This is a genomic window from Armatimonadota bacterium (assembly GCA_016125185.1).
Lineage (GTDB): Bacteria > Armatimonadota > Fimbriimonadia > Fimbriimonadales > Fimbriimonadaceae > Fimbriimonas.
In genome coordinates this window covers 229,317-256,117 of the sequence record WGMG01000001.1, presented here as the reverse complement: position 1 = coordinate 256,117, position 26,801 = coordinate 229,317, and the positions used below count along the sequence as shown (strand labels likewise).

Below are 26,801 nucleotides of genomic sequence, written 5' to 3'. Positions count from 1 at the left end.
AGACAATGGAAGAAATCGTAATTGAACTCGTAGTCATTGAGGAATATGCCATCGCTGGCAAGGAAGTTCCTCTCGCGAAAACCTATCGTCTCCGCATTGATAAGGAGACTTACGACACGGACAACCCGCTTCCCACTGGCAAGCAGATTCTTGGTCTTGCCAAGAAGGAACCGGCGGAGTGGAAACTCTATCAGATCATTCGGGGGCAACAGCCGAAACCGATTGCGCCCGATCAGCATGTAGATTTGCGAGAAAAAGGCGTAGAGCGGTTCACTACCGTACCCAAAGACCCAACCGAAGGATTGGTCGCCAACGAAAATACTTTTCTCATGCCGGAAGCAGATCGAGATTTCCTCGACTCGCTCGGCAAAGACTGGCAAGCCATTAAGGAAGGCGAAACCCGCTATCTTCTGATCCATGGATGGGGTATCCCACCCGGTTACAACACAAATCTCGTCACTCTGCTCTTAGTCATTCCGAGCAATTATCCCGATACGCAGATTGACATGGCGTACTTTAGTCCGTCCCTGAAGCGGCTCGATGGTGGAACGATCGCAAACCTCTCGGATTGCAATTACCTCGGCAAGCAGTTTCAGCAATGGTCGCGCCACAGAACCGCCGCCAATCCCTGGCGTCCCGGTGTTGATGATATTGCAAGCCATCTATCGCTTGTCGATGACTGGCTGCGCCGGGAGTTCAAGTAACAATCATGCCCGAATATTCTTTGCGACTGACCGAAGGGCAGTACAAGGAGCTTCGGGCCCATCTCTTTCCCGGAGATGGGCTAGAGGCCGTGGCGCTGTTGGTTTGCGGCCAATATGAAGACGATAGTCAGACAATTCTGACCACGCGCCGGGTCGTGCCCATTCCCTACGATCTCTGCTCTGTCAGAACACCCGACCGCGTTGTGTGGTCTACCGACATCCTTGACGACTTGATCGGTGAAGTCTGGAAATCAGGCAATAGTTTGGTGAAAGTCCATTGCCACCCGACAGACTATCGCTCTTTTTCGAGGTTTGATGACAAATCTGATGTCGACCTTTCCATTGCGTGGGACGGGTTGTTCCAGGAAGGACGTGTACACGGCAGTGCAGTCATGTTGCCAGATGGAAGCATGTTTGGCAGGGCGTTAGTTGCGGGGCACTTGATGAATCCATTCAACTGCATCACTGCTCTTGGAAGTTCACCAAGATATTGGAGGCAGGAAGAGGAACTTGACGAGCGCGAGGCCCAGAAGAGGCACCGACAAGCGTTTGGACAAGGCACAATCGAAATGCTCCAAAGAATGACGATTGGCGTTGTCGGCTGTTCTGGCACGGGAAGTGTGGTTATCGAACAGCTTCTGCGTCTAGGCGTTGGTAAGCTTGTCTTGGTAGACCCTGATAAAGTCGAAGACAAGAATCTAAACCGAATTCTGAACTCAACCGGCGAAGACGCTGCCCGATCACTGGCCAAGGTCGTAGTCTTTTCGAGACAAGCCAAGGCATTAGGACAAGGGCAAATCGTTGATCCAGTAGAGGCGAACCTTGGCACGCCGGACGCCGTCAAGCGTATCGCAAAATGCGACTTTGTCTTTGGATGTGTCGATTCCGCTGAGGGAAGGAATCTGCTCAATCGAATTTGTAGCTTCTATTTGATCCCTTATATCGATGTTGGGGTTAGCCTGGTTGCTGATGGAAACGGCGGAATCAGCACGATCGCTGGTGCAGTACATTATTTCTGTCCGGGTATGTCATCGCTGCTGGAGCGTGAAGTCTATACGACCGAACAAGTAAGGGCTGAGGCACTAAAGAGGACGAATCCCGATGCTTATCGAGAGCAGTTGGCTGCCAAATATATTCGCGGCGTCAATGAGGATCGGCCTGCCGTCATTAGCGTGAACATGTTCTTCGGCGCATTAGCCGTAAACGAATTTCTCGCTCGAATTCATCCCTTCCGAAATCTAGAGAACTCTGAATACGACATCGTGCGTGGGGATCTGTGTGAATGGATGCTACTGCGTGAAACCGCCGCCGAAAGTTCAGGACACTTAATCAAAGAAATCGGCAAAGGCGACATTGAGCCTTTGCTCGACATGCCGGGGCTGAGCTAGCAATGAAAAATGTGTTCGCTTGGTCTAAGCAGAGAGTAGTAAACTTGCTTCGGTGGCTGACCTATATTTGGGGTCAGCTGATTGGTGGTAGTCAAGAGCCATTCCGAATGATTTACGTCACTGAAGTTCCCGACAAGCTGAAAAAAAGAGCGCTCTACGCAGTGGGGGATGGCGAGCCTTGGCTTGCGGTGATGGTTTGCCCCTGTGGGTGCGGGGATATTATTCAACTAAGTCTATTGCCGGATGATAGCCCGAGTTGGTCGTTGTCATGTGGACCAAATAAGGAGCCGTCGCTAACGCCATCGGTCTGGCGATCAAAGGGTTGCAAATCGCATTTTGTGATGACGGACGGCAAAGTGATTTGGTGTTAAGGCAAATTTCACGCTTGTGGTGATTAATTATGGAGTGTGCCACGCCATCGGCGCAAACCCGAGATTTCACGTCTCTCTTTTGACGCAGTCATTCTGAATGCCCGCTATGGCAGATCAGCAAATTAGCCCGATTGAGCGAAGCTGGCAGCATTTAGACATAAGAGCAAAGGTGAACGCCATCATAGCTAGTACACTCCTGCTATGGAAAGTATTAATTCTTTACCTAGAAATATTCGTCGTTGGTGGGAAGCTCGCACTCCGTCCCAAAAGGCACTCATTGTTATCGGTGCAATAATTGCCTGCGTAGGTCTCGCCTATTATCTCCAGTTCCTAGTTACGAAGTTGGCCGCGACCGCTGGGGTATCAGTTGCAGAATTTGCAATTGGGATAGGAGACAAAGTAACTGCTATATGCAATGACGGATGGCTTAGCCATGCGGCAAATTGTCAAGGTCAGTGTTCGCATCACTTTGGTGTTGCGGTCAGAGTTGCATAGCTTCCCAGCATCTGTGTCGGACGACCTCGAGAAGTTCTCGGGGTCGTTCGCTTATTGCCGGATGTCAACCGCCGGCAATAAGCGTTGCAGGGCGATCGCGTGATAATTCGCGTCGAGTTCGATGCCGAGGTAGTCGCGGTGGAGTTGTTTGGCGGCGACGAGGGTTGAACCTGAACCTGCGAAGGGATCGAGGACCATGTCGCCTTCTTTGGAAAAGGCTTCGATCAAAGGCCGCAGGATCGCCAAAGGTTTCTGTGTGGGATGAAGCTTGTTGCCGGTGTATTTCCAGGGAAGTACGTCGGGGATGAGTTTGGCCGGGACCAAATGTCCTTTCGCCAACAGGTAGGCGCATTCGTGGCGGTAGCCGACCATGCCGGTGGAAGAACTGTATGCCTTTGGAAAGACGAAATGTCCGACAATCTTGAATCCAGCTTTGCGGAATGCCTGGATGAACCGGTCCGCTTTCGGCCAGCCGTAGAAGCTGATGCAAAAGCTGTTGCGATGCAGGACCCGGTAGATTTCTGCAAAGGCAGGTTCCAGCCATGCGTCGTTGTTATCGTTGGGAACAGCTCTTCCATCGCGTGAGCTGTAGTTCACCAGATACGGCGGATCAGTCAGGACCAGATTGGCAAAGCCGCTGGGCAAGGTTGGCAGGATGTCTAGGCAGTCGCCGTTTATGAAGGTGTTTTCGATTTGCATTGTTTTCTCCTTTTGTCGTCAGGGCACCATTGCCCTGATGCCGGGAAAACAGGCGCGGGAGATCAGCGAAGACGCGCAACGGGGCGGGGAAAACGCAGTCCCGGTTGCACAAGTGAAGCGCGGAAACCGGGGTGCCGCTTGCGCGGCAAGCATCCTGCGCCATGATCGGCGTCAATTGAGGGCATGGTGAACGCGGTGGAGAGAACTAATGCGCTGAAAACCGGGTTCAAAAGGAATCTATAACTGGAGTGCAAACTGCGTCGGTGATTGCGGTTGCGGGTTGCTTTCAGGCTTCATCGTGGGGTTCCCCGCGTTCAGAAAGTCAGCCGCCTTCTGAGCGTGGCTGGCGGCGGCGAAGATCGCGCGGTTGTCAGCCTTCAGGATTTTGAGCCATGACTGAATATAGGCGGCATGGTCGGCGCGAAGTTCGGGCGATAAGCCAAGGTCCGCCGCGATGAACGCCGCGCCAAGTTCGGCAATGAGTTCTTCCGCCGCATAGCTTTCGGAACCGAACCGGCCCGAAAGGTCGCGCTCAAGACGGCTGGCATGCCCCGTCCAGTGCGTCGACTCGTGCGCGAGAGTGGAATAGTAGGCATCTGGCGAAACAAACGTATCGAACGGCGGCATTTGAATAAAGTCATCTGCCGGACGGTAATAGGCACGGTTTCCGCCGTGGCGAAGATCGATACCCAGATTTGAAAAGAATGCTTCTGCTTCTTCAATTCTTGGCATTACTGGTTGACCTGGATTTGCGGGCGGCTCGTAGTCATCAAGCTGGGCAATGTTGAAGACCGAGAATGCTTTGGCAAACCAGCGCTGTTCGTTAGCTTCATCAGATGCTGGATTGTCTCTGGCGGGTTCATCGGCTCCGTCGTTATCAAGCGGTTTCCAGACAATCCCGATCGTGGCCTTTTCGCCTTTGGCAACCTGTTTGCCAAGCAACGCCCATTGCTGATAGGTCGCCCAGGTTGGCTCCATATAGCACTTGTCCTGGCTCTGCGCCCATAAGGCGACAACATTGATCCCGCGATACGGTTTGCCGGTCAGCGCATTCTTTGGGATGGCAAGCGGCACTTCGGACGCATGCCATGGCATACGCCACTCGCCCGCACCAGCCTCGATTGCCTTGATGATCTGATTGGTTACTCGGGAATAAACGTCCGAGCGATCTGCCGCTTTGTTTGTCATATCGACCTCCAAAAGTAAGCCTATTGATGAAAGATTGAGAAACCATGGCCATGCTATCGTATGTCGACCACGGCGAGCGGAGGCCGAAGCCTCCGCGCTGGTTACCTAATCCTCTTCCTGCTTTTGGGGGAACAGGAAGTCTGCGTGAGTCTTAATGAGGTCGAGGTCTATGCCAACGCCAGCATCGTGATGGCATTCACAGCGCTCCAGAACTTCCCAGCATTGATCGTCGGATAAGTCATCACGGACGATTTGCACATGTTCAATAGACCAGATGATGCCGATACAGCGGTGCTTTGCCAGAAGCGCCAAGGCCTCTTCGATGTCATCCTCAACGGCGGTATCGCCGAAGTAATGGGCATAACATGGTTTGCTGACTTCGGGGTGGTCACAGAGATGCTCGGCGTTTGCGTAGGCGATCAGATAGAAGTCGTCACCAGCCACCAGACCTTCGACTAGACTGATGTGAATGTCTGTTTGAGTGTCCCGGCATTTCGTTCTGGCCGTGCCGATTGGAAAATACCGTACTCGGTTTGGGACCTCGTCAACAGAGGTACGAACTTGACAGGCGATAAAGTCTGGACGGTTGATTGTTTTCATGGCTTTGCCTTTCGTTGGTCAGGACACCATTGCCCTGATGCCGGAAAAACAGGCGCGGGAGATCAGCGACGCCGCGCAACGGGGCGGGGAAAACGCAGTCCCCGGTTGCATAAGTGATGCGCGGAAACTGGGGTGCCCCTTGCGCGGCAAGCGTCCTGCGCCATGATCGGCGTCAAATGAGGGCGTGGTGAATGCGACAAAGAGAGACAGGTGCGGCAATCGGAACCCATAAAACGTCCTTAAAGCAAAATGACGACCCAGTCAGAGATTGAAAGCAAAGATCTACTGAAGATCGCGGCGGCGAAGATGTTCATTCGGTCTCACGGCGTGCTGAACTTTGCAATGAGGGACGCCGAAGGCAACGCCTACGAGAAGCTCCTGTTCGGCATGGAACGGCTGGCTTACGGGGACAGCCTGGCCATCAAAGCGCCGAGTGATCCGAACGATCCATCTTTGGATTACGCAACAATCGACATCGGATACGAAGGGATGTGCGAGGATTGGGACAGATATCTTGATGCGATGCTCAACAGTAAACCGGGCGACAGCATTCGGGAGAGTTTTAAGGTCTTTAATAAGAGCGACGCTGACCTGGTTGCGTGATTAACGGCGGGAATTCGCCTACCGGCTAAGTTCCTTGCGCAGGATTTCTTGAGACTGTCGCAGTTCGCCGATGGTATTTGGTCCGACGCCGTCGATATTGCTGATGGCTTCGAGGTCTGCGGTGATCAGCGCTTCGGCGGTGAGGATGCCCAGCTTGAACATCAGGTTGATTGCCCGCGTCGAAAGCGGCAGATCATATCGATCCGCCATCATTTCCAGTCGAATGGTCTTGCGATGCACAGGTGAGAATTGTACTTGCTGTTATTCGATATGCGATATGAATTGAGAATTGCCGAAATGTACAAAGGGTTCGTCCAGTTCAGCGACAATTCGCTGGACTAAGGTCGGCGGATGGAAACAATGGAAAATGAGAATTTTGGACACATTATCGCGAGGGCCATTCACGGCAATCCCACCTTTTGGCGTGTGATCGCTTTGGGTCAATGACCGGGGACCGGTCACTTTGAGCAAGGCTTACCATTTTCCCTTCGCAATCTCCTTGGTCGTCGCCAAATCCAGACTCAGCTCGCTCACGATGTGGCGCAGACGGCGGTTCTCCTCCTGAAGAGCCTTCAGCTCCGCAAGCTCGGACTTCGTCATTCCCGCATAGCGCTCACGCCAGCGGTACAGCGTCTGCACATTCACCCCGTGAAGACGGCTCACGCTTGCAATGCTCGCGCCGCTGTCTATTTCCTTCAATATCCCAACGATCTGTTCTTCGTTGTATCTTTTGCCTTTCGACATGTTCCCTCTCCATACTACTGGAGAACAAAACATAACACTCAATGGCGGTTAGTTTTTAGGAAACCAGTCACCTCTATTGCATGAAGCATGAAGGCAGCTAAGACTTCGGTTGCTCGTTACTTGAAGCTTCACGAAGAACTGGTTGCTCCGATGTGCCAAACCCTTGCATATCTTCATCACGCAACGGGTTGAGAATATCGTCCACTAACGTCCGGGTCAGTCAGTTTTTTGGGAACCAGTCAAGAGAGTTAAGCGATCGACTACTACCAGTAATTGCTTTTTGTCCCAATCTCCCTTCCATTTACCGTATTAACGATAGAAATAACACTCACTAAAATAAAACATCCCCCAGTAATCATCATAAAGATACTACATGCCTTGGCGTCACTACCGTAGAGATAGTCTTTCTTCTTTTCAGAACTAAAATGATGACTTGTTTCCATCCTAGGCATTTTTCCGATGCAGAAGAAATAGACTCCCACTCCGAAATAGAAAATTGCCAAAATCGAAGCAAATGAATATCTAACAAGTTTCCACTTCATGCAATTACTTTCTGACTGACACCATAATGCTGGATTTGGAAGTATCGTTATATGAACTGGCGGTACCTCCCCCTTCATGGACGGTAACAGTAATCAATTTAGATCCAGGATTGGTAAAGACAACCCCCTTAGAATAGTGCCCTTGCTTCCAATGGGAAAGGGCCGGATCGGTTTCTACTTTAGAGGCAAGCATATGCCAATCCATATCGAATTCATACCAATATTGCGTGACTCCTTCACTGTCTGGATCCCCGACTATTTGAGTAGTAGGCTTAGATCGCAAAACAGCCAAATCAACTACGCTGACAGTTGTGGCCGAGGCAGTGGACCTTGGACCAGAACAACCGCCACTCAATAAAGCGAAGAAGACCAATCCAAGGGCAAAATCATTATTCCTGTCGTGCTTCATCTTGCTCGTCCGCTGCCAGTATACCCAGGTGGTCCCGAGTGACCGCTTTCGCTAGGAGGACCAGCCTCTTCCTCGCAGCAGGTAATGCAGTCTGTGTTCCAAGGTTGCATGCTTGCCAATCGATTACAACATTCATCGCATGACTCACCTGGTAACTTTGCGCTACCAGAACTGCAATATTGCCAAGATGCAGGTTCGTCAAGATTTGGAGCTTCCTTAATGCAGTCAGAGAAGCACCTAACTGCGTCGGCCAGTTTCTCCATGTTTTCTAGTAGTTCGCTAACCTCAACTTCAGAATATAGCAAGAGAAAGACATCTTTTGCGCATTGAACATACTTAATAAGTATGTCCCAATTTGAAGTTCCCTTTTCGAATCCCTTTAGAATATCCCAACACATCGGTGCCAGTTGATCCAAGAGACAATTGCCACCGCATGTAGCCCAATAGGCTATCTTGACGCCGTTAATTCGATGTTCAGGTTGGTCACATGGAGGGCCGCTTGGATCCGAACTTCCTCGTCCAGTGCCACAAGACCCTCCACGACCACGTGTACCTCCTCCTCCGCCTCTTGAGCCCGAATTGCGATCTCCACCGCCGTAATTTCCCCCAATAACAAATGTTCCCCAGCCGTAAAAAACTCCATCAATAACCGTTGCACCTCCGTTCAGTGCAATTTCGAGCCAAACGTAGAGATCCCAATCGAAGAGCCCCAGCGGGTCAACGGCCTTCGTAACATGACCGCGAACGTAGGCGAAGGCACTCAAAGTGGGCCACACGGGATCTTGCGTTGTCCATGCTCCACTCTTGGACTCGTAGTGTCTGGCCCTTACATAAAGAGAAGATTCAGCTAAGCCAGTATTGCGGTATCCACGAGTACCAATCCAGCCGTAGACTCCTCGAACTCCAGATGACCATAATGAATTGCCGTATGGTCTGTACCTGCCATCAAATGTCCGGTTCATACCCGTCTGATCAATTTCCGCCGTTACTGATCCGAGGTTATCAGTGAGAAAATCCTTCCGTGTCCCTCCAGACTCGTAAGCTATCATCTGACCGTCAATCGTGTAGTATTGTTCTGTCATCGCCATCTTAGTACGCTCCCAAATAGTCGCTACCATCCCAAATCAAGGTCGTATATTTCGAACCAGAATGCTCGGTTCGCTTAAGATTGTCTGGTTGATATGTAAAGGTCGTGTAGGTGGATCCATCCACATGGTTTGCCAACCTGTTTTCCTGATCATATCCCATTGTAGCAAAGGATGCACCTGTTTGGACGATGGTATTGTTGCCGTCCATGTCATAGGTATAGGTCGAAACCGTGCCCACATTAATCGAGGTCGTTATCTGCCCGGCGGCATTGTACATGAAGGTTGTCGGTCCATCTTCACTGGCAAATGTCCGATTGTCGACCGCATCGTACGTGTAGGTGTAGAAGGCATTCGTGTTGGGAGTGAAGTTGGCAGAGGTTAGTCGGTATTTTGCGTCATATCCGTAGTTGGTCACTTCGCCACTACCATCAAGAATCTGGATTGGGTTTCCGACATTGTCGTAGGTATAAGTAAGTCGTTGCCATTCGGAGCCGTTTGGTTGATAGTCAAGTAGCTTAATCTGTCGATTAAGCGCGTCAAACTCTGTAGTTCTTGTGATACCTGACTGGTAAACAATAGTGGTTCGACGACTACCTATGTCGTACTGTAGTGTTGTTTTGTTTCCTCGCGGATCAACAAATGTACTCGTTCTACCGATTGCATCGTAGCAGAAAGTCCTGACTCCACCGTCGGGATCAGTAAGGTTTATTCTCTGACCTGCTCCGTCGTAGCTGTAAGCTTGAGAAAGCAAGCCGGGATCGGTTTTGCCCGACATTTGGCCGTTGCCATCGTAGGTATATGTTGTTTTTCCTGTGTAGTTCTCGGCAGACGTCATGAGGCCAATGGCGTCATAGGCATTGGTGACAAGCGTTCCGTCTTTGTAGGCGATGCCGGTTTGTTGACCAATTGCGTCGTATGAGAACGTCGTCACCAAGCCGCTCGGCTGCTTCTTAGTCGTCGTGCGACCATTAGCATCGTAGCCATAGGTCGTGACGTTGCCAATCTCGTTCGAAATCGAGGTCATGCGACTGTCGGCGTCGTAGCTCATTGAGATGAGGTTGGCTTTCGCATCGGTTCGAACGGTTTGTCTGCCTATCGCATCGTAGGTGTAGGTTGTAAAGAATCCGAGAGCATCTTCAGTCGCCAGCGTTCTGCCGACAGTGTCGTAGACCGTTGAAGTCGTATTGCCTAACGAATCGGTAGCCGATATCTTACTACCTCGCCCATCATAGGAGAAGGTCTTAACGTAATTTAAGGCGTTCTGCGTTGTTTGAACCTGCCCAGCAATGTCGTACGTGGTTGTGTTGAAGAAACCGAGAGGTGAGATAGTGGCGATCTGTCGCCCAGCATTATCGTAAATACAGGAAGAAACTTGGCCTAGGGCATTTTCTAAAGAGACCATTCGTCCATCTAAATCGTGAGTAAAGCTAGTCGTGTTGTTAGTAGCGTCGATTGATGTCCTTGTTCTTCCTACCAAATCGTAAATTGTCGACGAAAGAAAGCCGCGAGGATTCTGCATTGCAATAGACTGCCCAGCAACATCGTAGAAGTAGCTTGTGACAAAGCTCTTTGCATCGGTTCGAGCCGCAACTCTATTCGACGTAGCCTGGTAACTCGTCGTCGAGACGAAATTCAGAGCGTCTTGAGTGGTTACCTGAGCGCCGTTCTCGTTGTAGGTGTAGCTCGTGCGATAGCCGAGGGCGTCGACATTTGCCGTTACCTGGTTCGCCGCGTCATAGACAGTCGTTCTCACATAGCCGAGAGGCGACATCGATTCGGTTCGTCGTCCAATCGCATCAAAAGTTTGCGTGGATCGATTGCCTAGAGCATCCTGCGTCGCTATCGCATCACGGGCGTTGTAGATGGTCGTTGTTCTATTACCGAGCGCATCCTGCATTCCGTTCGGTCTTCCCGACGAATCGTAAGCGTAGCTGGTGAAGTATCCAAGGGCATCTTCGGTCGCGATTCTCTGCTTCGCGGCGTTGTAGACGGTGGTTGTCGTTCGACCAAGCGGATCGATGCTGGACGTTTGGTAGCCCATGTTGTCGTAGGTTTGACTCCAAACATTGCCAAGCGGGTTCATTGTGGTCAGAACATTTGCGAACCGACCGTAGGTCATCGTTGTGCGGAAGCCCAACGGCGTCACCTGGGCCACTGGCAAACAGGTGTCGTAAACCGTTCTCGACATTTCGCCCAGAGCATTGGTCATCGAAATGACGTGGTCGGCGACATCGTAGCCATAGCTGGTCGTCCGTCCAAGCGGATCGGTCGAGGTCACCATGCGACCAAGACCGTCGTAGGTCTGAGTCACCACACTTCCATCCGAGTTTGTGATGGTTGTATTGTTGCCGTAAGCGTCGTACTGGAAGGTTGTTGTGAGACCCCGAGGATCCTGCATTGACGTTTGGATACCGTTGGAATCGTACGTGAAACTGGTGCGGCGTCCTAGCGGATCGACGCTTGCCAGGAGGTTACGCGAACCGTCGTAGACGAACGAGGAGATGTAGCCCAGCGCATTCGTGATAGTCGTCTGATTGCCAACCGCATCGTATTGGATCGTGGTGACGTTACCCAAGGGGTCAATCGACTTGGTAACGTTGCCACGGGCATCGTAGGTGTAGCTGAACCGGGTTCCCGACGGAACGAGTTCCGATATTGCAAAGCCGTTTGAATCGTAAGTGTACGTGCTGATGTAGCCTTCGGGATGCTGGATGCCCTCGATCTGCCCATTTGAGTTGAGAGTGTAGGTCGTAATCGCGCCAGTAGGCGACATCTGGGTCGAGCCCTTGAAGCCGGCGCTGACGTTTGAACCATATACATGCGTGTAGACCGCATCGGCCATCGACATCGTGGCGACCCGCTTATTGCTGTCATAGCTGTAGAGAGTGGCATAGCCTCTCGGGTCGGTGACGGAGGACAGGAGGGTGTTGCCCGAGAAGGTGGAATAGGCATAGCCGGTTTCGCAGCCCAGCGGGGTCGACATCGTCGTCAACTGGCGATTGGCATCGTACTGGAATGTCCAGAACCTTCCGCCCCAATCCTCGATCGAGCGAAGGAGCGAGGTCGGAGAACTCACCGCGTAGGTGAAGGTCACCTTGCGCCCGTCGGGCACTTGGATGGTCTTGATCAGGTCGGCTTCGCCCGAGACACCGTAGGAAAAGGTCTGAACGAGCCCTGCAGGCGACACAATTTTGGTGATGAGGTTGTGGGACCCTGCGACGTGGCCGTACTCGACCATCGAACCATCGGCTCCCAACTCTTGGAACTTGCTTCCATCGTAAATCAGCGTGGTCGGCGAATAGTTGGTCGCCGTGGCGTTGTAGTAAGTTATTCCCCCTGAGGTACTGGCTACCTTATAGAGAAAGCCCGTTTCATTGCCTCGCCAGAGGCCAACATTGGTGGTGAATTCGCTGTTCTGAGCGACAAAACCGGCGACGTTGGCGGAACGGTTCTTTCCATACTGTTCGTTCTTAGACGACGCAGAACTGTAGAAGAACTCAATATGGAGTCCAAGGCCCAAGGCTCTAAGCATGATCTCGGGGTCGAGGACCAGTGATCCATCCCGAGGATCGGGCATCGGCCGTGTGGGGTGCTGGAGCACAGCGGGGTCCAATGGAGTCTGGTCAAGCGAGGTATTCCTGAGCGGAGATTTGCTTTCTTTCATCTTGGGTCTCCATCAGATCGGAATCTGCTCACAGGTCTGCAGAGGGGGCGACCCTGAGTAGTCAACTGAGCGGGGAACATAGGGCATGTCTCCCCGAAGTGGGCAGGTCGTCCCGTCTCCTCCTGAGTCTGGGATGGGATTATCGTTTGCACTCGCACACATGCCGCTATTTTCTCCAAGACCCGGCAACCCCGCAGGGTAAAGGCGAAACTGGAAATGATAACGGATGATTATTACCGGTGGCCATTTCATGCATATTCCGTTTGCACAACGCCAGCCCCCACCAATCGTTCCACCACCGCCCGGCATCTTATTTCTCCTCCATGGCATTTCTCATCGCCTGCACTGCGAGGTCAGCATAATAGCCTTTGCCTTCTGGCAACCCGCCGAGATAAAGTTCAAGTTCCTTAGGTTCGAGGAGTTTCATCTTTTCCATCGTTCGCCCCATAGCTAATTCACAAAGCGCGCTGGAACATCCGACCGAGCTCGGGCAACCGTTGGTGTCGTAGCTCGCTTTGAGGATGGTGTCATTCTCAGTGAGAAGCCAAATCTTTACAAATGGCCCGTCGCCTGGAACTCCCGCTACTCCAACTCGGTTTGCATCCGCCATTTCGCCCCTGTTTCTGGGACGGGTTACATGGTCCTGCACCCGGTCAGAGAGCATCATTTCAGTCCATCGCGCTCCTGTAAAAATTACTGTATCGTACTTTTTGTCAGATTGTGACTAAGAAACTAGAAAAAGTGGATATCTTTTTTATCGTTAATTGATAACGTATCACTTTTTTCTCAAAACCTATATCTCTACCTAAAAGTCCAGATTACTTAAGACTAAACCTTTGCAATGCCTCATCGAAGATGTCGCATTCCCAGAGGACATGGGAATTAGGCAAGTTTGGACCATAGAATCTAGTGAGCTTCGTAATGAGGTTTGCATCGCTCTGGGCGACAAAGTCCGATACCTCAGACCTTTCCCTTGTTTCAAAACTCTTTTGCCCAGCATGGTGCACAAAGACATCGAGCGCGACCAGCAGATCGTAGCCAAGGCACTTCAGCCTCCAAGACAAGTCGAGATCGTCGGCTCCGAGGAAGAGATTTTCATCCAAGAGTCCCACCTCGTTGAAGACCCGTCGCGAGACCATCAGGCACATTCCCATTAAAAGCCTTGTGTCCACGGACCGACCGTCATACCCTTGCCTTACGACCTTCGGAAGTTCGGAGATGGCGATGCCAGGCTCGATGTAGTGCCCAACGAACTGCGCTCCACCGATGTTGTCGGAAACCGGCCCTACCGCGCCGATGCCATCTTTCAGTCTTGACGCTAAGCCTTCCAGCCAGCCGGGGCTGACTTCGGTGTCAGGATTCAGGAGCGTCACGTATTCGCCCCTGCTGTTCCGAATGCCGATGTTGGCGGCCCGGGCGTAGCCGATGTTCTCAGGATTTGAGATCACGTTGACGTTTGGCAAGGCCAAGGATTCCGTTACAGACACTGTATCGTCGCCAGAGCCGTTGTCGACGATAATGACTTCATCGTTCGGGCTCAAGGTGGGAAGTATGGAGCCGAGGCAGGGCTTAATCCACTCGGCCGAATTATAGGTTACGATGACGATGGAATGCCTCATGCTTGGCTTTGCAAGCGTTCCCGCATCCGGACCGATGAGCAGGGCTTTCTGTTCATCTTCGCAGAGGATCGAGGCAGGGGCTTCGGAAACGAGGAGCCTCAGCTTCTCAAGCTGCTCCACGCTTTGGGCATGGTCTGGATTCAGCTCGACCGCTCTTTCCATCCACCGGATCGCGCTGGTTACGTCTCCTCTTTGGAGCGAGTGAACTCCCAGCATGAACGCGGCTTCGGCCACGCCTTTTCGCTCCAGAATCTGTAGATGCGGCAGCGCTGCATCGACGTGTCCACTCGCGAGCAGATGCCTTGCGACCATGAGCCTGGGACCAATGTCGTCAGGGCGCGCCTGAAGGTAGTGGTTCATCGCGCCGATGCTCCCTCCAGGCTCTTGGGTCAGGTCTGCGAGTTTGGCTCTGCGCTCGGCCCAGTCTATCTGGTGTCCCTCGATGCGGGCGATATCCTCCAGACTTTGCCGTGCGGTATTGTAGTCGCCCATCTCCAGCGCCGCGTCAGCCAGGGCGATAAGGCTCAAGGCTAAATGGGGATTGAGATTAAACGCCTCCATCCAGTCCCTTCGGGCGGCGACATAGTCTCCAAGCGCCATCTTGATGCCACCTAGGTTGTGGAGCCGCTTGAAACTCAAAATGCCGATATCCATGCTGCTGAAGTAGCCGCCGGTGTCCTGAGGCATGTTCTCGTAGAGATTCTTCGCTTCGAGGAGCTTTCCTTGCGCGGTTGCGGTCATCGCGAGTTGGAACACGAGTTCGGGGTCCTCGCCGACTTTGGCCAGTCCCTCTCGAAAAGCCTGCTCGGCGTCTTCGTACCGTTTGAGCTCGCGCAAAGACACGCCCATCAGCGAATACGCCTTGCGCAGGTGCGAGTCCTGCTCGCCGGAAAAGCGAATGCTGTTTCGAAGGGCTTCAACCGCTTCGTTGTGCCCTCCGGTGTAGTGATGGGTCATCCCGATGTTGAACCAAACGAATGGATGCTCGGGGCGGTCCTGCAGGTCGAGGTTCAGCAGATGCCAATCCCTCACCCGTTTGTTTGCCTGTCCCTTGGCAGACGTATCGTATCCGGCGTGAAGCACGACCGCGTTCAGCCTCACAATCTCGCCGCCGTGCTGGCGGATGGAGGAAAGAATCTGCTCGTGGATGCGACCTTCGAAGCGGATGCCCGGGAAGTTGCGGATGAGCTTAACGTGATCCACCTTAGTCCCGGCGTTCGGTCCTTCTTCGACGAACTGGACAGGCACAACAAAGCCTGTGATGTCCGGCGCCGCATTCAGGGCGGCATGCACGACGGCCTCACCCGAGGCGAGCGGAAGCACATCGTCGGCGTCCAGCCAGAATATCCAGTCGCCGGTGGCGTGGCTAAGGGACTCGTTGCGCGCCTCGGCGAACGAATCCGGCCACGAGGATTCGATGAGCTTCACCCCGAACTCTCTGGCTATCTCCTTGGTCCTATCTGTCGAGCCGGTGTCCACGACGATGACCTCGAAGAAATAGGGCATGGCGCTCTCAAGGCACTGGGCAAGAACGCGCTCTTCGTTCTTCACGATCATGCAAAGCGAAATCTTTGCTTCACTCTTAAGCTTCTCAAGATTCTTTCGGACCCTGTCTGGCCTTCTGTCCTCATTGAAACGCACGACTTCGGGATTAAGGGCAAAACCGGGAAGATATGAGGCGAAGCCGGTTTCGATGTCCAGCTTCCATTTATCGCGGTAGAGTTTGCCGTTTCCTTCCAGCAGTTTCGAGATGTCGGGAATGACTCTGGTGAGGGTTCTGGAGCCCCAGTGGTGGACGTAGGCGGTTCCGACCATGCGTAGGCGATAACCGGCTCTGAGCATGCGGTAGCAGAGGTCGGTGTCTTCAAAGAGGCCGGCTCCAAACCGATCGTCGAAGAGTCCGACTTCATTGAGCACGGACTTTCGCACTGCAAGCGCGAAGCCGACGAGGATTTCCACATCGCGGCTCCCGGCTCCAGACTGCGCCAGGTCTGCCGCGAACAGATCCAGAGTGCCGAGGGTGGTGTAGGTCGGGGCGATGCGCTGGTGGTAGCCGACGTTGTTCGACATCGGTCCCGCGGCTCCGATGGAGCCGCTTTCCATCAGGCCGAGGGTGAGCTTCACAAGGCCGGTTCTCGGAACGACGGTATCCGAGTTGAGAAAGAGGATGACGTCTCCGGTGGAAGCCTCCACTCCTTTATTGCAGGTGAGGCCAAAACCGAGATTGGTTTCGTTCTTGACGAGGATGACGTTGAACTCCTCAGCTACGCTTGCGGCGTTATCGGGAGAGAGATCATCGACGACGATGGTCTCATGAATGAGGTCCGCGCACTTTTCTAGGCTCTGCAGGCAGAGGCGGATGTCGTCCTCACCGCCGTGCAAGGGAATGACGATGGAAAGCTTCGGCCAGTTTTCGGGTCTCTCTGGATTTGGCTCTGCGACCGGACGCTCGTCCCAAACGCCTTGAAGGATTTCGGGAATCTCGACACGCTCGGTAAAGCCGTACGCCTGGGGATGGGTTGGGTGCAGATTGTTCAGGAGCTTGTCGCTGTCCCAGCCGTGCCAAACGTTTCGATACCAATCCCGGACGAGTTCATGCTTGTGGCTCCATGTCGTGATCTTCCTGAGAATCCGCTCGTCGGGACCGGCGTAGCTGAGATGGTGGATGACGCCGTGTTCAGGTCCAAGGACGATGGCGCGTCCACCCTGAAAGTCACGGATGTAGACGTGCTGGACGGCGTCCAGTTTAAGGACGATGGCGGGTGTTAGTTGCTCACGAGGACGGATGACGTAGCGCGCCGACTTCCAGTAGGTGTCCATGTGAGCGTGGACCCGCTCGGCAAGACCGGCATCCGCGATCTTGATGAGGCTGTCCAGAAGCATTGGTTCGACGACCTCGTCGCCGTCCGGTATGAGCGCGTATGCGTAGCCTCGCTCAAGTGCGGCGGCAAGCGCCGTGCGGCGATGCTCCGTCTCGTTATCCCAATCTCCCAGGATGACTTCCGCTCCGGCGGCTTCGGCTTCTTCCACAACCCTTTCAAAGCAGCCGGGCTCTCCGCTCCAGGCTTTGCGCGAAACGAAGGCCAGAACCGGACCGAAAGGCTTTGCCGCCTCGATGCTCCGGCGAACGAACCAATAGTCGTCATGGGCACAGAGAACGACGCAGCGCTTAGATTTCTTCAACTATCTCCACCACCAAAAATAATAGGATATGCCAAGTGGAGTACGTTTTAGCCGTCGTTTTATCTAAGACTAACCAAAAGCTTAATTAGAAAACTTCAAAGAACCTGGTCATGCTTTCTACGGCTTCACATTCGCTCTGTATATAGGGCCTTGCTGGCGGGACGAGATTCTCTTCGCGGAACTCCGTTCCCCAGTTGTGGACGGCGGCGTAGTCGCCTGCCGTCAGCATAGGAACATAGCGTTTCCACTCCTCCGGTTTGTTGCCGTTGTCGCAGAAAAGAATGCAAGGCTTCGGCAAGCTGCTGAGAAGCTCCTTCATCTGCTCTTCGCCACTCGCTGAGAAGAGGTCCATCTGCAGCACTTCCGCGCCGAGTTCCGCAAGCTTCCGGGTTGGTGCACCATGGTTCGCTGAGTCGATGGTGACGAACTGAAAGTCTCGGACGAGACCCCGGAGGGTCAGGTACATGGCCATTCCGCCCTTGAAAGTTCCTAACTCGACCACTGATTTCGGTTGGGTTCGATTTAGGAATTCCTCCCAAAGCGCCAGATCGTTCCACGCTTGGGAAGCTTCGACGCCGCAAAAGGATGTTTGGTAGTGAGCTTTTTCGAAGCACTCGGGGAACTTCACCGAAACACCACGCCGAAGCTCGTCCAGTGGAGTTCGGGCATTTCGAGCTTATCTTCGCTCAGTTCGTCCCACCATTTCGACATGCAAGGGTGCATGCGGATGTCGTCGAAAAGAATGAGACCACCGTTGCGAACGAGCGGGCCATAGAGCGCCATCTCCTCTCTTACCTGCTCTGCCGTGTGGTCGGTATCGATGAAGAGTAGATCGATTGGGCCGCGATTTGAGATTTCCGAAGCAAGAACGGCATCCCTCGTGTCGCCCTCGATGAGCTCGATGTTATCGAAGGCTTCAAGCTTGCGCCGCGTTTCGTCCCGCTGGTCGATATCGATGGAGACCACCTTGCCCTTGGTTCCGGCAGCCAGATGCGAGGTGCTTCCGCCCGTGCAGGTTCCAAGTTCTACGATGAGCCTCGGCTGGAACTCTTTGGCCGTCCAATACAGAAGGTCGTAGTATGGATTGCTTGGGTCACGACCATACACCCGTTCGTCGTCAATAACACCGCCGATCTGAAACTCTGGAATGGCGCTCTTCATTTGATTGGTGACCATGATGTTATTGTAAGTGTCTTCCAATATACGAGTTCAAAGAAATTTCAAACCTATGATAATCGGTGTATAATGCGAGTTGTAGCCAAGGCTACAACTTAAAAAGGCATGGTGCCTTGCTCATGCAACATTGACTGACAAACAGCGATCGGGCCGATAACAACCCCGATCCCGACAAACAGAACAAATCAACGACTCTTACGCATTCGCTTTCTGCGCATTCGACGCAATGCCAGAGCCCAGAAGTGGAAGCACTGGAAGAAGAGCATAGCGTTCCTCCCTAGCAGGTTCGAATGGCTGACCATCGCTGAGGTCGCGATGCTTTTGCGATCCTCAGTCTCGCATGTGAAGACGTTGCTGGGGCAGCGTGGCGGTCCGGTCGAGATTGGACATTTCAAGCATGGTAAGCGAACGCTTATCAAGCGCAAAGAGCTTGAACGCTACATGGCGATGATTGAAATGTCGGGCACGATGAGAAGCCCGGTTCGAAGGAAACGACGGCATTAGGACTCACAAATCAAAGGAGCAAGAACTTGGTTCCTTCTTCAAAGACAGGAACCAAGTCTATTTGGTCAGTGTAATTTCATATCAAATAGCGCAATGGGAAACTGATGTCCTTCTAGCACTATCATTTTGCCTAATTTTGACGGGTTAAATTTCTACAAAGGTTATATAGACCATAAATAGCGAGGGCCGCGCCCCCGACAATGACGATAGCCGGAACGGATGCCCCAGTTCCGGCGGTGACGATACCTACGCTTCCTGCGCGTGCTGCTTGGATTATTATAGCTTTTGCCATAGTTCTTCTATTTTCAGCCGAGCACCAAACAAAAAGAGCCAAGCACTAAATGCCAGGCCCTCAACTGGTATTCAACTGTATTAATAAATATGGCTGATATCCGGGCAATGACACGTTTATGATCGCGTCTTAACTTAATCTTAATAGTCTCATTCCTACTATGCCACGCGCGCCATGGCCGCAATCACGTCGTCAACGCTGGCGACAGCGTAATAACTGAGCGTAGTTTGGATATTCTTGTGGCCCATGAGTTTCTGAAGGGCAGTGTGGGGCGTGTGGTACACGTTTGCATGCATATAACCGAAAGTGTGACGCATGTCGTGCGGTGTGGGATTCTTCAGCGGTCCGCCTCGATCATCTCGGCAATCCAAGAGACCCGCTTCCCGGGCCGCAATCTTGAATGCCGAATTCAAATCCTCCGGGTTGCGGTGCTTGCCGTCTGGACAATCAAAAACAAAAACCGTATCTGGTTTGCGTTCCCTGATCCTCACCAATTCATCAAATACGCTCGGCGGGATTGGCATCTTCCGGTAGCTACCCTCCTTCTTCAAGGAGTCTGAAGCTTGCACGAAGTCGCCTTTGTCGGGCTTGTAGATCCTGTTCACCTGCCACCGAACATCGTACAGGCGGCGGTTCCAATCGACGTGGCGCAGGTTGAAGCCCAAAATCTCGCCCCTGCGCAATCCCATTCGAAGCCCCATGAGATTTGCCAAATACAGCCAGGGACGACCATCCTCACCGGTGAATATCTCATCCGAGGGAGAAAAGCGCCACGCATGTAAGGCACTGGCAGACAAGAGCTGTTCCTGTTCGGACTCCGTCAGATTTCGAACAGACCGGATTTCAAATCCTTCCTCGTCGTGCTTGATACCTGTTCGCGGCACCGTCACCAGCTTTACCGGGTTGTAGCCCAAGGGAACCTTTTCAAAGGCTTGGGCAAGGGTATAGAGCTTTGAGACCACCGTTCTGACATTCGCCTGCGTGTCACTATCCCGGCAAGTCATCCGATGATGGATGATTTCAATCATGTGAGAGGTCTTCACCTTGCGTAGCTCCATCCTGCCGATAACCGGGCTAACGTGCATGTTGTACAGCAAGCGATATCCGTTGATGGTATTTGGCTTCAGCGCCTTCTTGCGCGTGTGCGGAATGGGCATGATTTCCTCAAAACATTCTTCGGCCCACTGGTCGAGGGTTACGACTTTGGCCGATTGATCGTCAGCCCACAACTTTAACCACTCGTCTCGGGCCGCAACAGCTTTGTCCAACGTCACATACTTGGATGCCTTGCGGAAGTCTTCACCACCAGGTGTCTTCTTGTCTATCTCAACATGAAACTTTCCGTCTTTGCCAAGGCGGATGTACTTTTCTGACTCGAGTCGCCTGGCTTCTGACCGTGACAAACTGCGTTGCATATGTAGACATTGTACTACATTTTCCCGTCTGAATTCCCAACCTTTAGCCGTTTTAGGTTCAACAATAAAGGTTTTGAAGACCGCGGAGCACACCAGCACTCATTCACTCCCGATTTATTATAGAGGGCTCTTGGGCCAGATGGATTTAAGGTGGTAGAGCGTCAGCGACAGGATTTTCACATCGCCACCTTCGGCGGAGAGGTCGATGCCCTCGCCTTCGGGCAGAGCGAATCGGGTCGAGGAGAGTTCACCGTGGTTGACGAACGTTTCGATCGAGCCGCGATCGATCAGGATTTCGACTCTATGGACGGCGCTGGTGGTTGTGCCTTTGGCGTCGCCGGACTCCAGCTCGTTCTTGGTCAACGTCACCTTGTTGCCACGGATATTCAAGTTCAGCTTGGCCCCGTCGGCGATTTCGACCTGGGCGACGAGGTGGAAGAGTTCGCCGTCCTTCGTCAGAGATAGGCTCTTACCGGATTGCAGGTCGACGTTCTTCCAATCGTGGTGGCCATCGTGGAGTTTGGCAATTTCAGCGATCGGCTCGCGATGGACGCGTAGACCGTCGGTGGTGGAATGCAGGGTCAATTGGCATGGGAAGGATACCTGCTGGCTGAAGGGCATGTTGGGGAACTTGGACCCGCGCATCCAAGCGGCTTGGATGCGGCGTCCGTCGCCGGTTTCGGTGTTGGCCCACGACTGGGTGGCGTAGAAGTTCGGGCCAATGTCGCAGGCGAGGCGGGGCGTTTCTTCCTTGAATTGGAAGCCGTCGAACGTGCCGACCGAATATTTGCCGCTCCCCTGGATCAGCACCCATTTCTTTCGACTGGCGTCGCCGTCAATGGGAAGCTCGAAGAAATCGGGGCATTCGAAGCTGTCGGGAATGGGATGGTGGGCGTCGGTCCAATCCAGCAGATTGGGCGAAGTGAGGACATGATATGCTCCCTCCCCGTACATGATCATGACCCAATGCTTGCCGGGTTCATACCAAAACACCTTGGGGTCGCGCTCGGGCCGCTCCATGAACGGGTTCTTGGCGTAGCGGGTCCATGTGCGGCCGTGGTCGAGACTGTAGCAAAGGCATTGGCTACGGTTATCGAAGCGGGACCAGAAGGCCACCATCGGTGGGGTCTTTGGGTCAGGCGATAGGCCGGAAGTGTTGTGATAGTCGACGACGATGGTGCCGGACTGCACGCCGCTTCCCAGGCTCTCCTCCCAGAAAGCGGGCTGAAGTTCGGTCCAATGGACGAGGTCCTTGCTGACGGCATGGAGCCAGCACGTAGCCCAGCGCTGAGCGAACATATGGTATTCGCCGTCGTAGTAGATGAGGCCGTTGAGGTCGTTGATCCAGCCTTCTTGGTGCTCGACCGGATTCAGGCGAAAGTCGTTCCAGTAGCGGGCGGTGAAGTGGAACTGCGGGCGCAGGGTTTCGTGGTAGAGCGGCGTGGTGGCCATTGGCTTTTCGGGTCGGTCGGTTTGGACGATATGGGAGACATTGACGTGGCCCCAGTCTCCGCGATGGAGATCGACGATGCGAATTTGGGCCTTCTTGCCTTTGAGTTTGGAGACGTCCCAGACCGTGGTCATGAGGTAGTCGCTTCGGTGTCCAGTCGCGGAGCGGACGACTTTGCCACCGACCAAGAGGTCAACGCATGTTTGTCCGGCATAGTCTCCGCCGCCGATGCGGAACGAGACACTTCGGCGCTGGATGACGAACTCGGGGGAAGTAAGGGTGCCGATGGGGCCGTCATCTTCAATCTCACTACTGATGACGGAATCCTCGCCGGAATTCTGGATCTCCAGCCTGCGTTTGAGGGCGGGATCGATGACGGGGCCGAGCCGGAATGCGGTGCCGGTGACCTCCCAGCCCGCATAGGTTTTAGCCTGGAACAGGGGCAGGTCTGGGGAGGCGATCGCCAGCAGGCCGATCCATGCAATCATCGTTGCGCCAGTCTACCGGTGGTCCAGGAGCGGTACGCAGATATGTTCACCAAAGTGGACGTAGAGAAGAAGCATATCTCTCATGAAAGTGCTGATCGTTCATGCTCACCCCGAGGCCACCAGCTTCAACTCGGCCCTGACCCGCCACGCCGTTGAGGTTTTGTCGGCTGCCGGCCATGACGTTCAAGTCTCGGACTTGTACGCAATGGGATGGAATCCAGTCTCAGGTCGCGAAAACTTCAGGACGGTGGTGAATGGCGACCGGCTTGACCTGCAGGATGAGGAGATATTTGCCAGCCGCAACGACGGCTTTGCTGACGACATCCGCCAGGAGTGGGACAAGCTGGAATGGTGCGACGTTTTAATCTTCCAGTTTCCGCTTTGGTGGTTCTCCTTGCCTGCGATTCTGAAGGGCTGGGTGGACCGCGTTTTCGCCTGTGGGCACGCGTACGGCGGGGGCAAATGGTACAGCCGCGGCGTGTTTCGCGGCAAGCGAGCGATGCTCTCGCTCACCACTGGCGGGCACGAGCCGATGTTCTCCGAGAACGGCCTGAATGGTTCTATCGAGCAGATTCTCTATCCCATCCACCACGGAATCTTGTACTTTGTGGGATTCGATGTATTGCCGCCGTTCGTGGCGTGGGGACCGTCGCGGGTGGGCGATGAGGCACGTGAGGCGTACTTCCGCGAGTACGGCGAACGGCTAACTTCGCTCGACCAGACCGAGCCGATCGCTTACCTGCCGTTGGAGGCGTACGACGAGCGGTTCGTGCGAAAGTCTTAGCCCTGGAGATCGGCGACGATCTTGTCGATGCGGCGCTGGCGAGTGTCCTCGGCTTTGGCGTCGTTGACCTGACGCACAAATTCCTTGCGCTTTGAGGGGGCGAGTTTGTCGAACTTTTCGCGCAGGCCGTTGGCGGCGAGGGCGTCGGCGAGACTGTCGGGAACTTCCACCTCGCGCGGCTTATCGTCGAACTCGATCACGACCTCGATGGCGTCGCCCGCCTTGAGGCCGGACTTGGCGCGATGCTCCGAGCTGAAGGGAATCATGAAGGTGCCACCCATGACGCCGACGGTGGTTCGGTAGGCGTAACCGTTGACGGTCAGCGCCACGGCCGGCTTCTTGCCCTGCCCCAAAGCGTCGATGATTTCCGGCGGGACGACGATCCCGGTTGGACCATCGGCGGTTCCGGCAAGGGTGGTATTGAAGGTGGGCATATGCACAATTAATACCCGATTTAGCGTTAAATGTGACGCGACTAGCAAAAAACTTCTAATCGTTAAACTGAAGCAGGTAAATATTTCCTCCATAATAGATGGTATCCATGATTGTCGCCGAAGTTCGCCGTTGGACGCCTAGCGATTCTGTCGAAGACATCACGGCGATGCTTCATCGAGCCTACGGAAGACTGGCCGATCAAGGTCTGCACTATAATGCCAGCCACCAATCTCCGCGGCACACACAGGACCGGCTGATCGGGGGTACATCTTTTCTCGCGGTCATCGATGGGCGGATCGTGGGGTGCATTTCGCTTTATCCGGGACGGCCGAACGCGTACCACTCGTATTACCAGCGCGACGATGTGGCGTATTTTGGGCAGTTTGCGGTGGAGCCAGAGTTTCAGGGGCACGGTATCGGACGGATGCTGTACCAGATGGTCGAGAACCATGCGCGCTTGCTCGGAAAGTCGTATTTGGCCTTGGACACGGCTGAGCCGGCTCTGGACCTGATTGCAATGTACCGGCGATGGGGCTTTGAGATTGTCGACGAGGCGGATTGGACTTCGACGAACTATCGAAGCGTGATCATGGCGAAGCCGTTAGCTTAGCCACTCCCTCCGGTTCACTTCGTTCACCGCTCCCTCGGCCAGCGAGGGAGACTTATTTTCTAAGGTTCGATTCGCATTGTCGCGGGTGCTCCGGCGCGGGAGTTGGGCGAGACCCAGACTCGCAGTTCGCACGGCTCGGCGACATGCTTCATGTCCAGGTTCCAGAAGGCTAGGTCCTTGCCGGTCAGCGTGAACTTGACCTTCTTCGATTCGCCGGGGGCGAGTTGGACACGCTGGTAGCCTTTCAATTCGCGGATGGGGCGCGCGACGCTGGTCCCGCGCTCCTGAATATATACCTGTGCGACATCGCTTCCGGCGCGGTCACCTGCGTTCGTTACCGTCGCCTCGACTTCGATCGTAGCTTGGCCTTTATTCAGAGCGGATGCCTTTGCGGTTTTGGTTAGAATCGTGGGTTCCGAGTAGGTGAATTTTGTGTACGTGAGGCCGTAGCCGAAGGGGAAGAGAGGGGAGGTTCGCTCATCGAGGTAGGTGGAGAGGAAGCGTTGGTTGGGGGCGTCGGTTTTACCTGGGCGGCCAGTGGTGAGGGCGTTGTAGTAGAGCGGAAGTTGGCCGACCGAGCGGGGGAAGGAGGCGGTCAAGCGACCATAGGGGGCGACGTCGCCGAACAGCGTTCGAGTGAGGGCGGGACCAGCCTGGACTCCAGGGAACCAGGCTTCGAGCATGGCGTTAACATGCTCGGCCTCCCACGGGAGCGCCAGCGGGCGACCACTAAAGACGACGAGCACGACCGGCTTGCCGGTCGCGAGGATGATCCTCAGGAGGTCTTGCTGGTTGCCGGGCAGGTCGATCTTCGTGCGTGAGAAAGATTCGCCAGACATGAAGCGGCTTTCGCCGAGGGCCATGACCACGACATCGGCCTTGCGGGCGGCGGCGATGGCGGCGGTGAAGCCGTCTTCGGATTGAGACTGGATGTCGGCCCCCTTGGCATAGAACAGGTCGTCGCCGAGGCGCTCGGCCATCGAGGTTCGGAGGGTGACGACGTCCTCCGGTTTGCCCTGGCAGGCCCATTCGCCCAGCATGTCGCTTTGGCTGTCGGCGAGAGGGCCGATAAGTGCGACCTTTTGGCCCGACTGGAGCGGCAAGACCGACTGATTCTTCAGGAGAACGAAGGATTTCTCAGCGGCTTCACGGGCGACGACCAGGTGCTCAGGAGCCAGGAGCGTTTTGGCGGCGCGACCCTCGTCGGTAAGCGGATGATCCATAAGACCGAGGGCGAATTTGATTCGCAGGATTCGGGTGGCAGCTTGGTCGATGACGCTGGCTTTGAGCTTCCCATTTTTGACCAGTTTTTCCAGTTCTGAGGCGTAGGCGTTGGACGACATATCCATGTCCACTCCAGCGGTAAGGCCCTTGTAGGCGGCCTCGGCGTTGTCGAGAGCGATGCCGTGCTCGATGAGTTCGCCGACCGAGCCCCAGTCACTAACCACAAAGCCTTTGAACTTCCATTCGCCGCGCAGAATGTCGGTGAGGGTGTGGTGGTCGGCTGACGCGGGGACGCCCTGAATCGTATTGAAAGCGCTCATCAGCGTGCCTGAACCAGCATCGACAGCGGATTGAAACGGCGGTAGATACACGTCGCGAAGGACTCGCTCGGAGATGTCCACGGCATTGTACTCACGCCCAGCTTCGACCCCGCCGTACGCCACATAGTGTTTGGCGCAGGCCACCATCGAGGTCGGGTCGGAAAGGCTTTTGCCCTGGTATCCGCGGATGTAGGCGGCGGCGATGTCGGAGCCTAGATGCGGGTCCTCTCCAGCGCCTTCCATGATGCGGCCCCATCGGCAGTCGCGGGCGATATCGACCATGGGTGAAAAGGTCCAGCGGATGCCCTCGGACGTAGCTTCGACAGCGGCAACGCGAGCGGATCGCTGAACGAGGTCGGTGTCCCAAGACGCTGACATCCCAAGCGGTACCGGGAAGATGGTCTTGTAGCCGTGGATGACGTCCAATCCAAACAAAAGCGGTACTTTGAGGCGAGACTTTTCGACCGCGATCTGCTGGAGACTATTGGTGTTCTTTGCGCCGATGGCGTTAAGGATGGAGCCCATGCCGCCCTGGGCGATCAACTGCTTTTGGTCGACGTGGACGTTGTCGGGGCCGGTCGCTTGACCATTGGAGAACTGGACCAACTGCCCGATCTTCTCTCGGAGAGTCATTTGGCGGAGGAGAGCGGAGACCTTCTGGTCGATCGCTTTGGTATCGAAGTCGGCTTTGGCGGACAGAGTGGCCAGAGACAGCAAAGGCAGGAGGACCATCATCGTTGGGGGCCTTGGAGCTCAAGCCGGCATCGGATCGGAGCTTCCTTTAGCTATGCTACCTCTTGGCGGCT

At 54.3% G+C, this 26,801-nt stretch carries 22 protein-coding genes; 6 read left to right on the top strand and 16 right to left on the bottom strand.

What is annotated here, in order from left to right; translation table 11 throughout:
• Positions 1 to 5: 5 nt before the first annotated feature.
• Together GC165_01110 and GC165_01105 are read left to right on the top strand one after the other, a co-directional pair.
• Positions 6 to 704: a hypothetical protein gene (locus GC165_01110; protein MBI1331458.1), complete on the top strand. Its 699-nt coding sequence runs from the start codon at positions 6 to 8 to the stop codon at positions 702 to 704.
• Between the two features lie 5 nt (positions 705 to 709).
• Positions 710 to 2,092 carry a ThiF family adenylyltransferase gene (locus GC165_01105; protein MBI1331457.1) on the top strand — a complete coding sequence of 461 codons (1,383 nt, stop codon included), beginning with the start codon at positions 710 to 712 and terminating at the stop codon, positions 2,090 to 2,092.
• Positions 2,093 to 3,009: 917 nt separating this feature from the next.
• Here GC165_01105 and GC165_01100 read toward each other — a convergent pair.
• The 3 genes from GC165_01100 to GC165_01090 form a co-directional block, all read right to left on the bottom strand.
• The gene (locus GC165_01100) at positions 3,010 to 3,657 is read right to left on the bottom strand and encodes a DNA methylase (protein MBI1331456.1); all 648 of its coding nucleotides are present in this window, start codon (positions 3,655 to 3,657) and stop codon (positions 3,010 to 3,012) included.
• Positions 3,658 to 3,894: 237 nt separating this feature from the next.
• The gene (locus GC165_01095) at positions 3,895 to 4,845 is read right to left on the bottom strand and encodes a DUF1738 domain-containing protein (GenBank protein MBI1331455.1); all 951 of its coding nucleotides are present in this window, start codon (positions 4,843 to 4,845) and stop codon (positions 3,895 to 3,897) included.
• A gap of 105 nt (positions 4,846 to 4,950) precedes the next feature.
• Positions 4,951 to 5,445 (bottom strand): hypothetical protein, encoded by a 495-nt coding sequence (locus GC165_01090; protein ID MBI1331454.1) that lies wholly within the window; start codon positions 5,443 to 5,445, stop codon positions 4,951 to 4,953.
• Between the two features lie 249 nt (positions 5,446 to 5,694).
• Here GC165_01090 and GC165_01085 point away from each other — a divergent pair, with 249 nt between their 5' ends.
• Positions 5,695 to 6,048 (top strand): hypothetical protein, encoded by a 354-nt coding sequence (locus GC165_01085; protein ID MBI1331453.1) that lies wholly within the window; start codon positions 5,695 to 5,697, stop codon positions 6,046 to 6,048.
• Between the two features lie 18 nt (positions 6,049 to 6,066).
• On the opposite strand, the gene GC165_01080 is transcribed toward GC165_01085, so the two are convergent.
• The 9 genes from GC165_01080 to GC165_01040 form a co-directional block, all read right to left on the bottom strand.
• Positions 6,067 to 6,288 carry a hypothetical protein gene (locus GC165_01080; GenBank protein ID MBI1331452.1) on the bottom strand — a complete coding sequence of 74 codons (222 nt, stop codon included), beginning with the start codon at positions 6,286 to 6,288 and terminating at the stop codon, positions 6,067 to 6,069.
• 234 nt (positions 6,289 to 6,522) lie between these two features.
• Entirely contained in the window at positions 6,523 to 6,834 is a 312-nt protein-coding gene (locus tag GC165_01075) for a transposase (protein MBI1331451.1), read from the bottom strand.
• Positions 6,835 to 7,338: 504 nt separating this feature from the next.
• Positions 7,339 to 7,743 (bottom strand): hypothetical protein, encoded by a 405-nt coding sequence (locus GC165_01070; GenBank protein MBI1331450.1) that lies wholly within the window; start codon positions 7,741 to 7,743, stop codon positions 7,339 to 7,341.
• Entirely contained in the window at positions 7,740 to 8,861 is a 1,122-nt protein-coding gene (locus GC165_01065) for a hypothetical protein (GenBank protein ID MBI1331449.1), read from the bottom strand. The genes GC165_01070 and GC165_01065 overlap by 4 nt, the downstream gene beginning before the upstream one ends.
• On the bottom strand, positions 8,833 to 12,495 hold the full coding sequence (locus tag GC165_01060; GenBank protein ID MBI1331448.1) for a hypothetical protein: 3,663 nt from the start codon (positions 12,493 to 12,495) through the stop codon (positions 8,833 to 8,835). The genes GC165_01065 and GC165_01060 overlap by 29 nt, the downstream gene beginning before the upstream one ends.
• A 310-nt stretch (positions 12,496 to 12,805) precedes the next feature.
• Positions 12,806 to 13,162 carry a hypothetical protein gene (locus GC165_01055; GenBank protein ID MBI1331447.1) on the bottom strand — a complete coding sequence of 119 codons (357 nt, stop codon included), beginning with the start codon at positions 13,160 to 13,162 and terminating at the stop codon, positions 12,806 to 12,808.
• Between the two features lie 151 nt (positions 13,163 to 13,313).
• The gene (locus GC165_01050) at positions 13,314 to 17,297 is read right to left on the bottom strand and encodes a glycosyltransferase (GenBank protein ID MBI1331446.1); all 3,984 of its coding nucleotides are present in this window, start codon (positions 17,295 to 17,297) and stop codon (positions 13,314 to 13,316) included.
• An 85-nt stretch (positions 17,298 to 17,382) separates the two neighbouring features.
• Positions 17,383 to 17,952: a hypothetical protein gene (locus tag GC165_01045; protein MBI1331445.1), complete on the bottom strand. Its 570-nt coding sequence runs from the start codon at positions 17,950 to 17,952 to the stop codon at positions 17,383 to 17,385.
• Positions 17,922 to 18,473, bottom strand: coding sequence for a hypothetical protein (locus tag GC165_01040; protein ID MBI1331444.1), 552 nt, complete (start codon positions 18,471 to 18,473; stop codon positions 17,922 to 17,924). The genes GC165_01045 and GC165_01040 overlap by 31 nt, the downstream gene beginning before the upstream one ends.
• 315 nt (positions 18,474 to 18,788) lie before the next feature.
• Between GC165_01040 and GC165_01035 the strand changes: the two genes are divergently transcribed.
• Entirely contained in the window at positions 18,789 to 18,977 is a 189-nt protein-coding gene (locus GC165_01035; protein ID MBI1331443.1) for a hypothetical protein, read from the top strand.
• Positions 18,978 to 19,427: 450 nt separating this feature from the next.
• Here the strand turns inward: GC165_01035 and GC165_01030 are convergent, their stop codons facing one another.
• Together GC165_01030 and GC165_01025 are read right to left on the bottom strand one after the other, a co-directional pair.
• Complete coding sequence (locus tag GC165_01030; GenBank protein ID MBI1331442.1) at positions 19,428 to 20,684, bottom strand: tyrosine-type recombinase/integrase; 1,257 nt, start codon at positions 20,682 to 20,684, stop codon at positions 19,428 to 19,430.
• Positions 20,685 to 20,801: 117 nt separating this feature from the next.
• Entirely contained in the window at positions 20,802 to 22,622 is a 1,821-nt protein-coding gene (locus tag GC165_01025) for a hypothetical protein (GenBank protein ID MBI1331441.1), read from the bottom strand.
• Positions 22,623 to 22,704: 82 nt separating this feature from the next.
• Here GC165_01025 and GC165_01020 point away from each other — a divergent pair, with 82 nt between their 5' ends.
• Positions 22,705 to 23,406 carry a flavodoxin family protein gene (locus tag GC165_01020; protein MBI1331440.1) on the top strand — a complete coding sequence of 234 codons (702 nt, stop codon included), beginning with the start codon at positions 22,705 to 22,707 and terminating at the stop codon, positions 23,404 to 23,406.
• On the opposite strand, the gene GC165_01015 is transcribed toward GC165_01020, so the two are convergent.
• Positions 23,403 to 23,840 (bottom strand): DUF1905 domain-containing protein, encoded by a 438-nt coding sequence (locus tag GC165_01015; GenBank protein ID MBI1331439.1) that lies wholly within the window; start codon positions 23,838 to 23,840, stop codon positions 23,403 to 23,405. The two genes, GC165_01020 and GC165_01015, sit on opposite strands and share 4 nt — an antisense overlap.
• Before the next feature lie 98 nt (positions 23,841 to 23,938).
• On the opposite strand from GC165_01015, the gene GC165_01010 reads away from it, so the two are divergent.
• Complete coding sequence (locus GC165_01010) at positions 23,939 to 24,451, top strand: GNAT family N-acetyltransferase (GenBank protein MBI1331438.1); 513 nt, start codon at positions 23,939 to 23,941, stop codon at positions 24,449 to 24,451.
• A 59-nt stretch (positions 24,452 to 24,510) separates the two neighbouring features.
• Here GC165_01010 and GC165_01005 read toward each other — a convergent pair whose 3' ends face one another.
• Positions 24,511 to 26,730 carry a beta-glucosidase gene (locus GC165_01005; GenBank protein MBI1331437.1) on the bottom strand — a complete coding sequence of 740 codons (2,220 nt, stop codon included), beginning with the start codon at positions 26,728 to 26,730 and terminating at the stop codon, positions 24,511 to 24,513.
• Between the last annotated feature and the right edge of the window lie 71 nt (positions 26,731 to 26,801).

Excerpts from the sequence above, each read along its gene's own strand:
- GC165_01110 (MBI1331458.1), top strand. The coding sequence starts at position 6 with ATGGAAGAAATCGTAATTGAACTCGTAGTCATTGAGGAATATGCCATC.
- GC165_01105 (MBI1331457.1), top strand. The coding sequence starts at position 710 with ATGCCCGAATATTCTTTGCGACTGACCGAAGGGCAGTACAAGGAGCTT.
- GC165_01100 (MBI1331456.1), bottom strand. The coding sequence starts at position 3,657 with ATGCAAATCGAAAACACCTTCATAAACGGCGACTGCCTAGACATCCTG.
- GC165_01095 (MBI1331455.1), bottom strand. The coding sequence starts at position 4,845 with ATGACAAACAAAGCGGCAGATCGCTCGGACGTTTATTCCCGAGTAACC.
- GC165_01090 (MBI1331454.1), bottom strand. The coding sequence starts at position 5,445 with ATGAAAACAATCAACCGTCCAGACTTTATCGCCTGTCAAGTTCGTACC.
- GC165_01085 (MBI1331453.1), top strand. The coding sequence starts at position 5,695 with ATGACGACCCAGTCAGAGATTGAAAGCAAAGATCTACTGAAGATCGCG.
- GC165_01070 (MBI1331450.1), bottom strand. The coding sequence starts at position 7,743 with ATGAAGCACGACAGGAATAATGATTTTGCCCTTGGATTGGTCTTCTTC.
- GC165_01065 (MBI1331449.1), bottom strand. The coding sequence starts at position 8,861 with ATGGTAGCGACTATTTGGGAGCGTACTAAGATGGCGATGACAGAACAA.
- GC165_01060 (MBI1331448.1), bottom strand. The coding sequence starts at position 12,495 with ATGAAAGAAAGCAAATCTCCGCTCAGGAATACCTCGCTTGACCAGACT.
- GC165_01055 (MBI1331447.1), bottom strand. The coding sequence starts at position 13,162 with ATGATGCTCTCTGACCGGGTGCAGGACCATGTAACCCGTCCCAGAAAC.
- GC165_01040 (MBI1331444.1), bottom strand. The coding sequence starts at position 18,473 with ATGGTCACCAATCAAATGAAGAGCGCCATTCCAGAGTTTCAGATCGGC.
- GC165_01035 (MBI1331443.1), top strand. The coding sequence starts at position 18,789 with ATGCTTTTGCGATCCTCAGTCTCGCATGTGAAGACGTTGCTGGGGCAG.
- GC165_01030 (MBI1331442.1), bottom strand. The coding sequence starts at position 20,684 with ATGCAACGCAGTTTGTCACGGTCAGAAGCCAGGCGACTCGAGTCAGAA.
- GC165_01025 (MBI1331441.1), bottom strand. The coding sequence starts at position 22,622 with ATGATTGCATGGATCGGCCTGCTGGCGATCGCCTCCCCAGACCTGCCC.
- GC165_01020 (MBI1331440.1), top strand. The coding sequence starts at position 22,705 with ATGAAAGTGCTGATCGTTCATGCTCACCCCGAGGCCACCAGCTTCAAC.
- GC165_01015 (MBI1331439.1), bottom strand. The coding sequence starts at position 23,840 with ATGCCCACCTTCAATACCACCCTTGCCGGAACCGCCGATGGTCCAACC.
- GC165_01010 (MBI1331438.1), top strand. The coding sequence starts at position 23,939 with ATGGTATCCATGATTGTCGCCGAAGTTCGCCGTTGGACGCCTAGCGAT.
- GC165_01005 (MBI1331437.1), bottom strand. The coding sequence starts at position 26,730 with ATGATGGTCCTCCTGCCTTTGCTGTCTCTGGCCACTCTGTCCGCCAAA.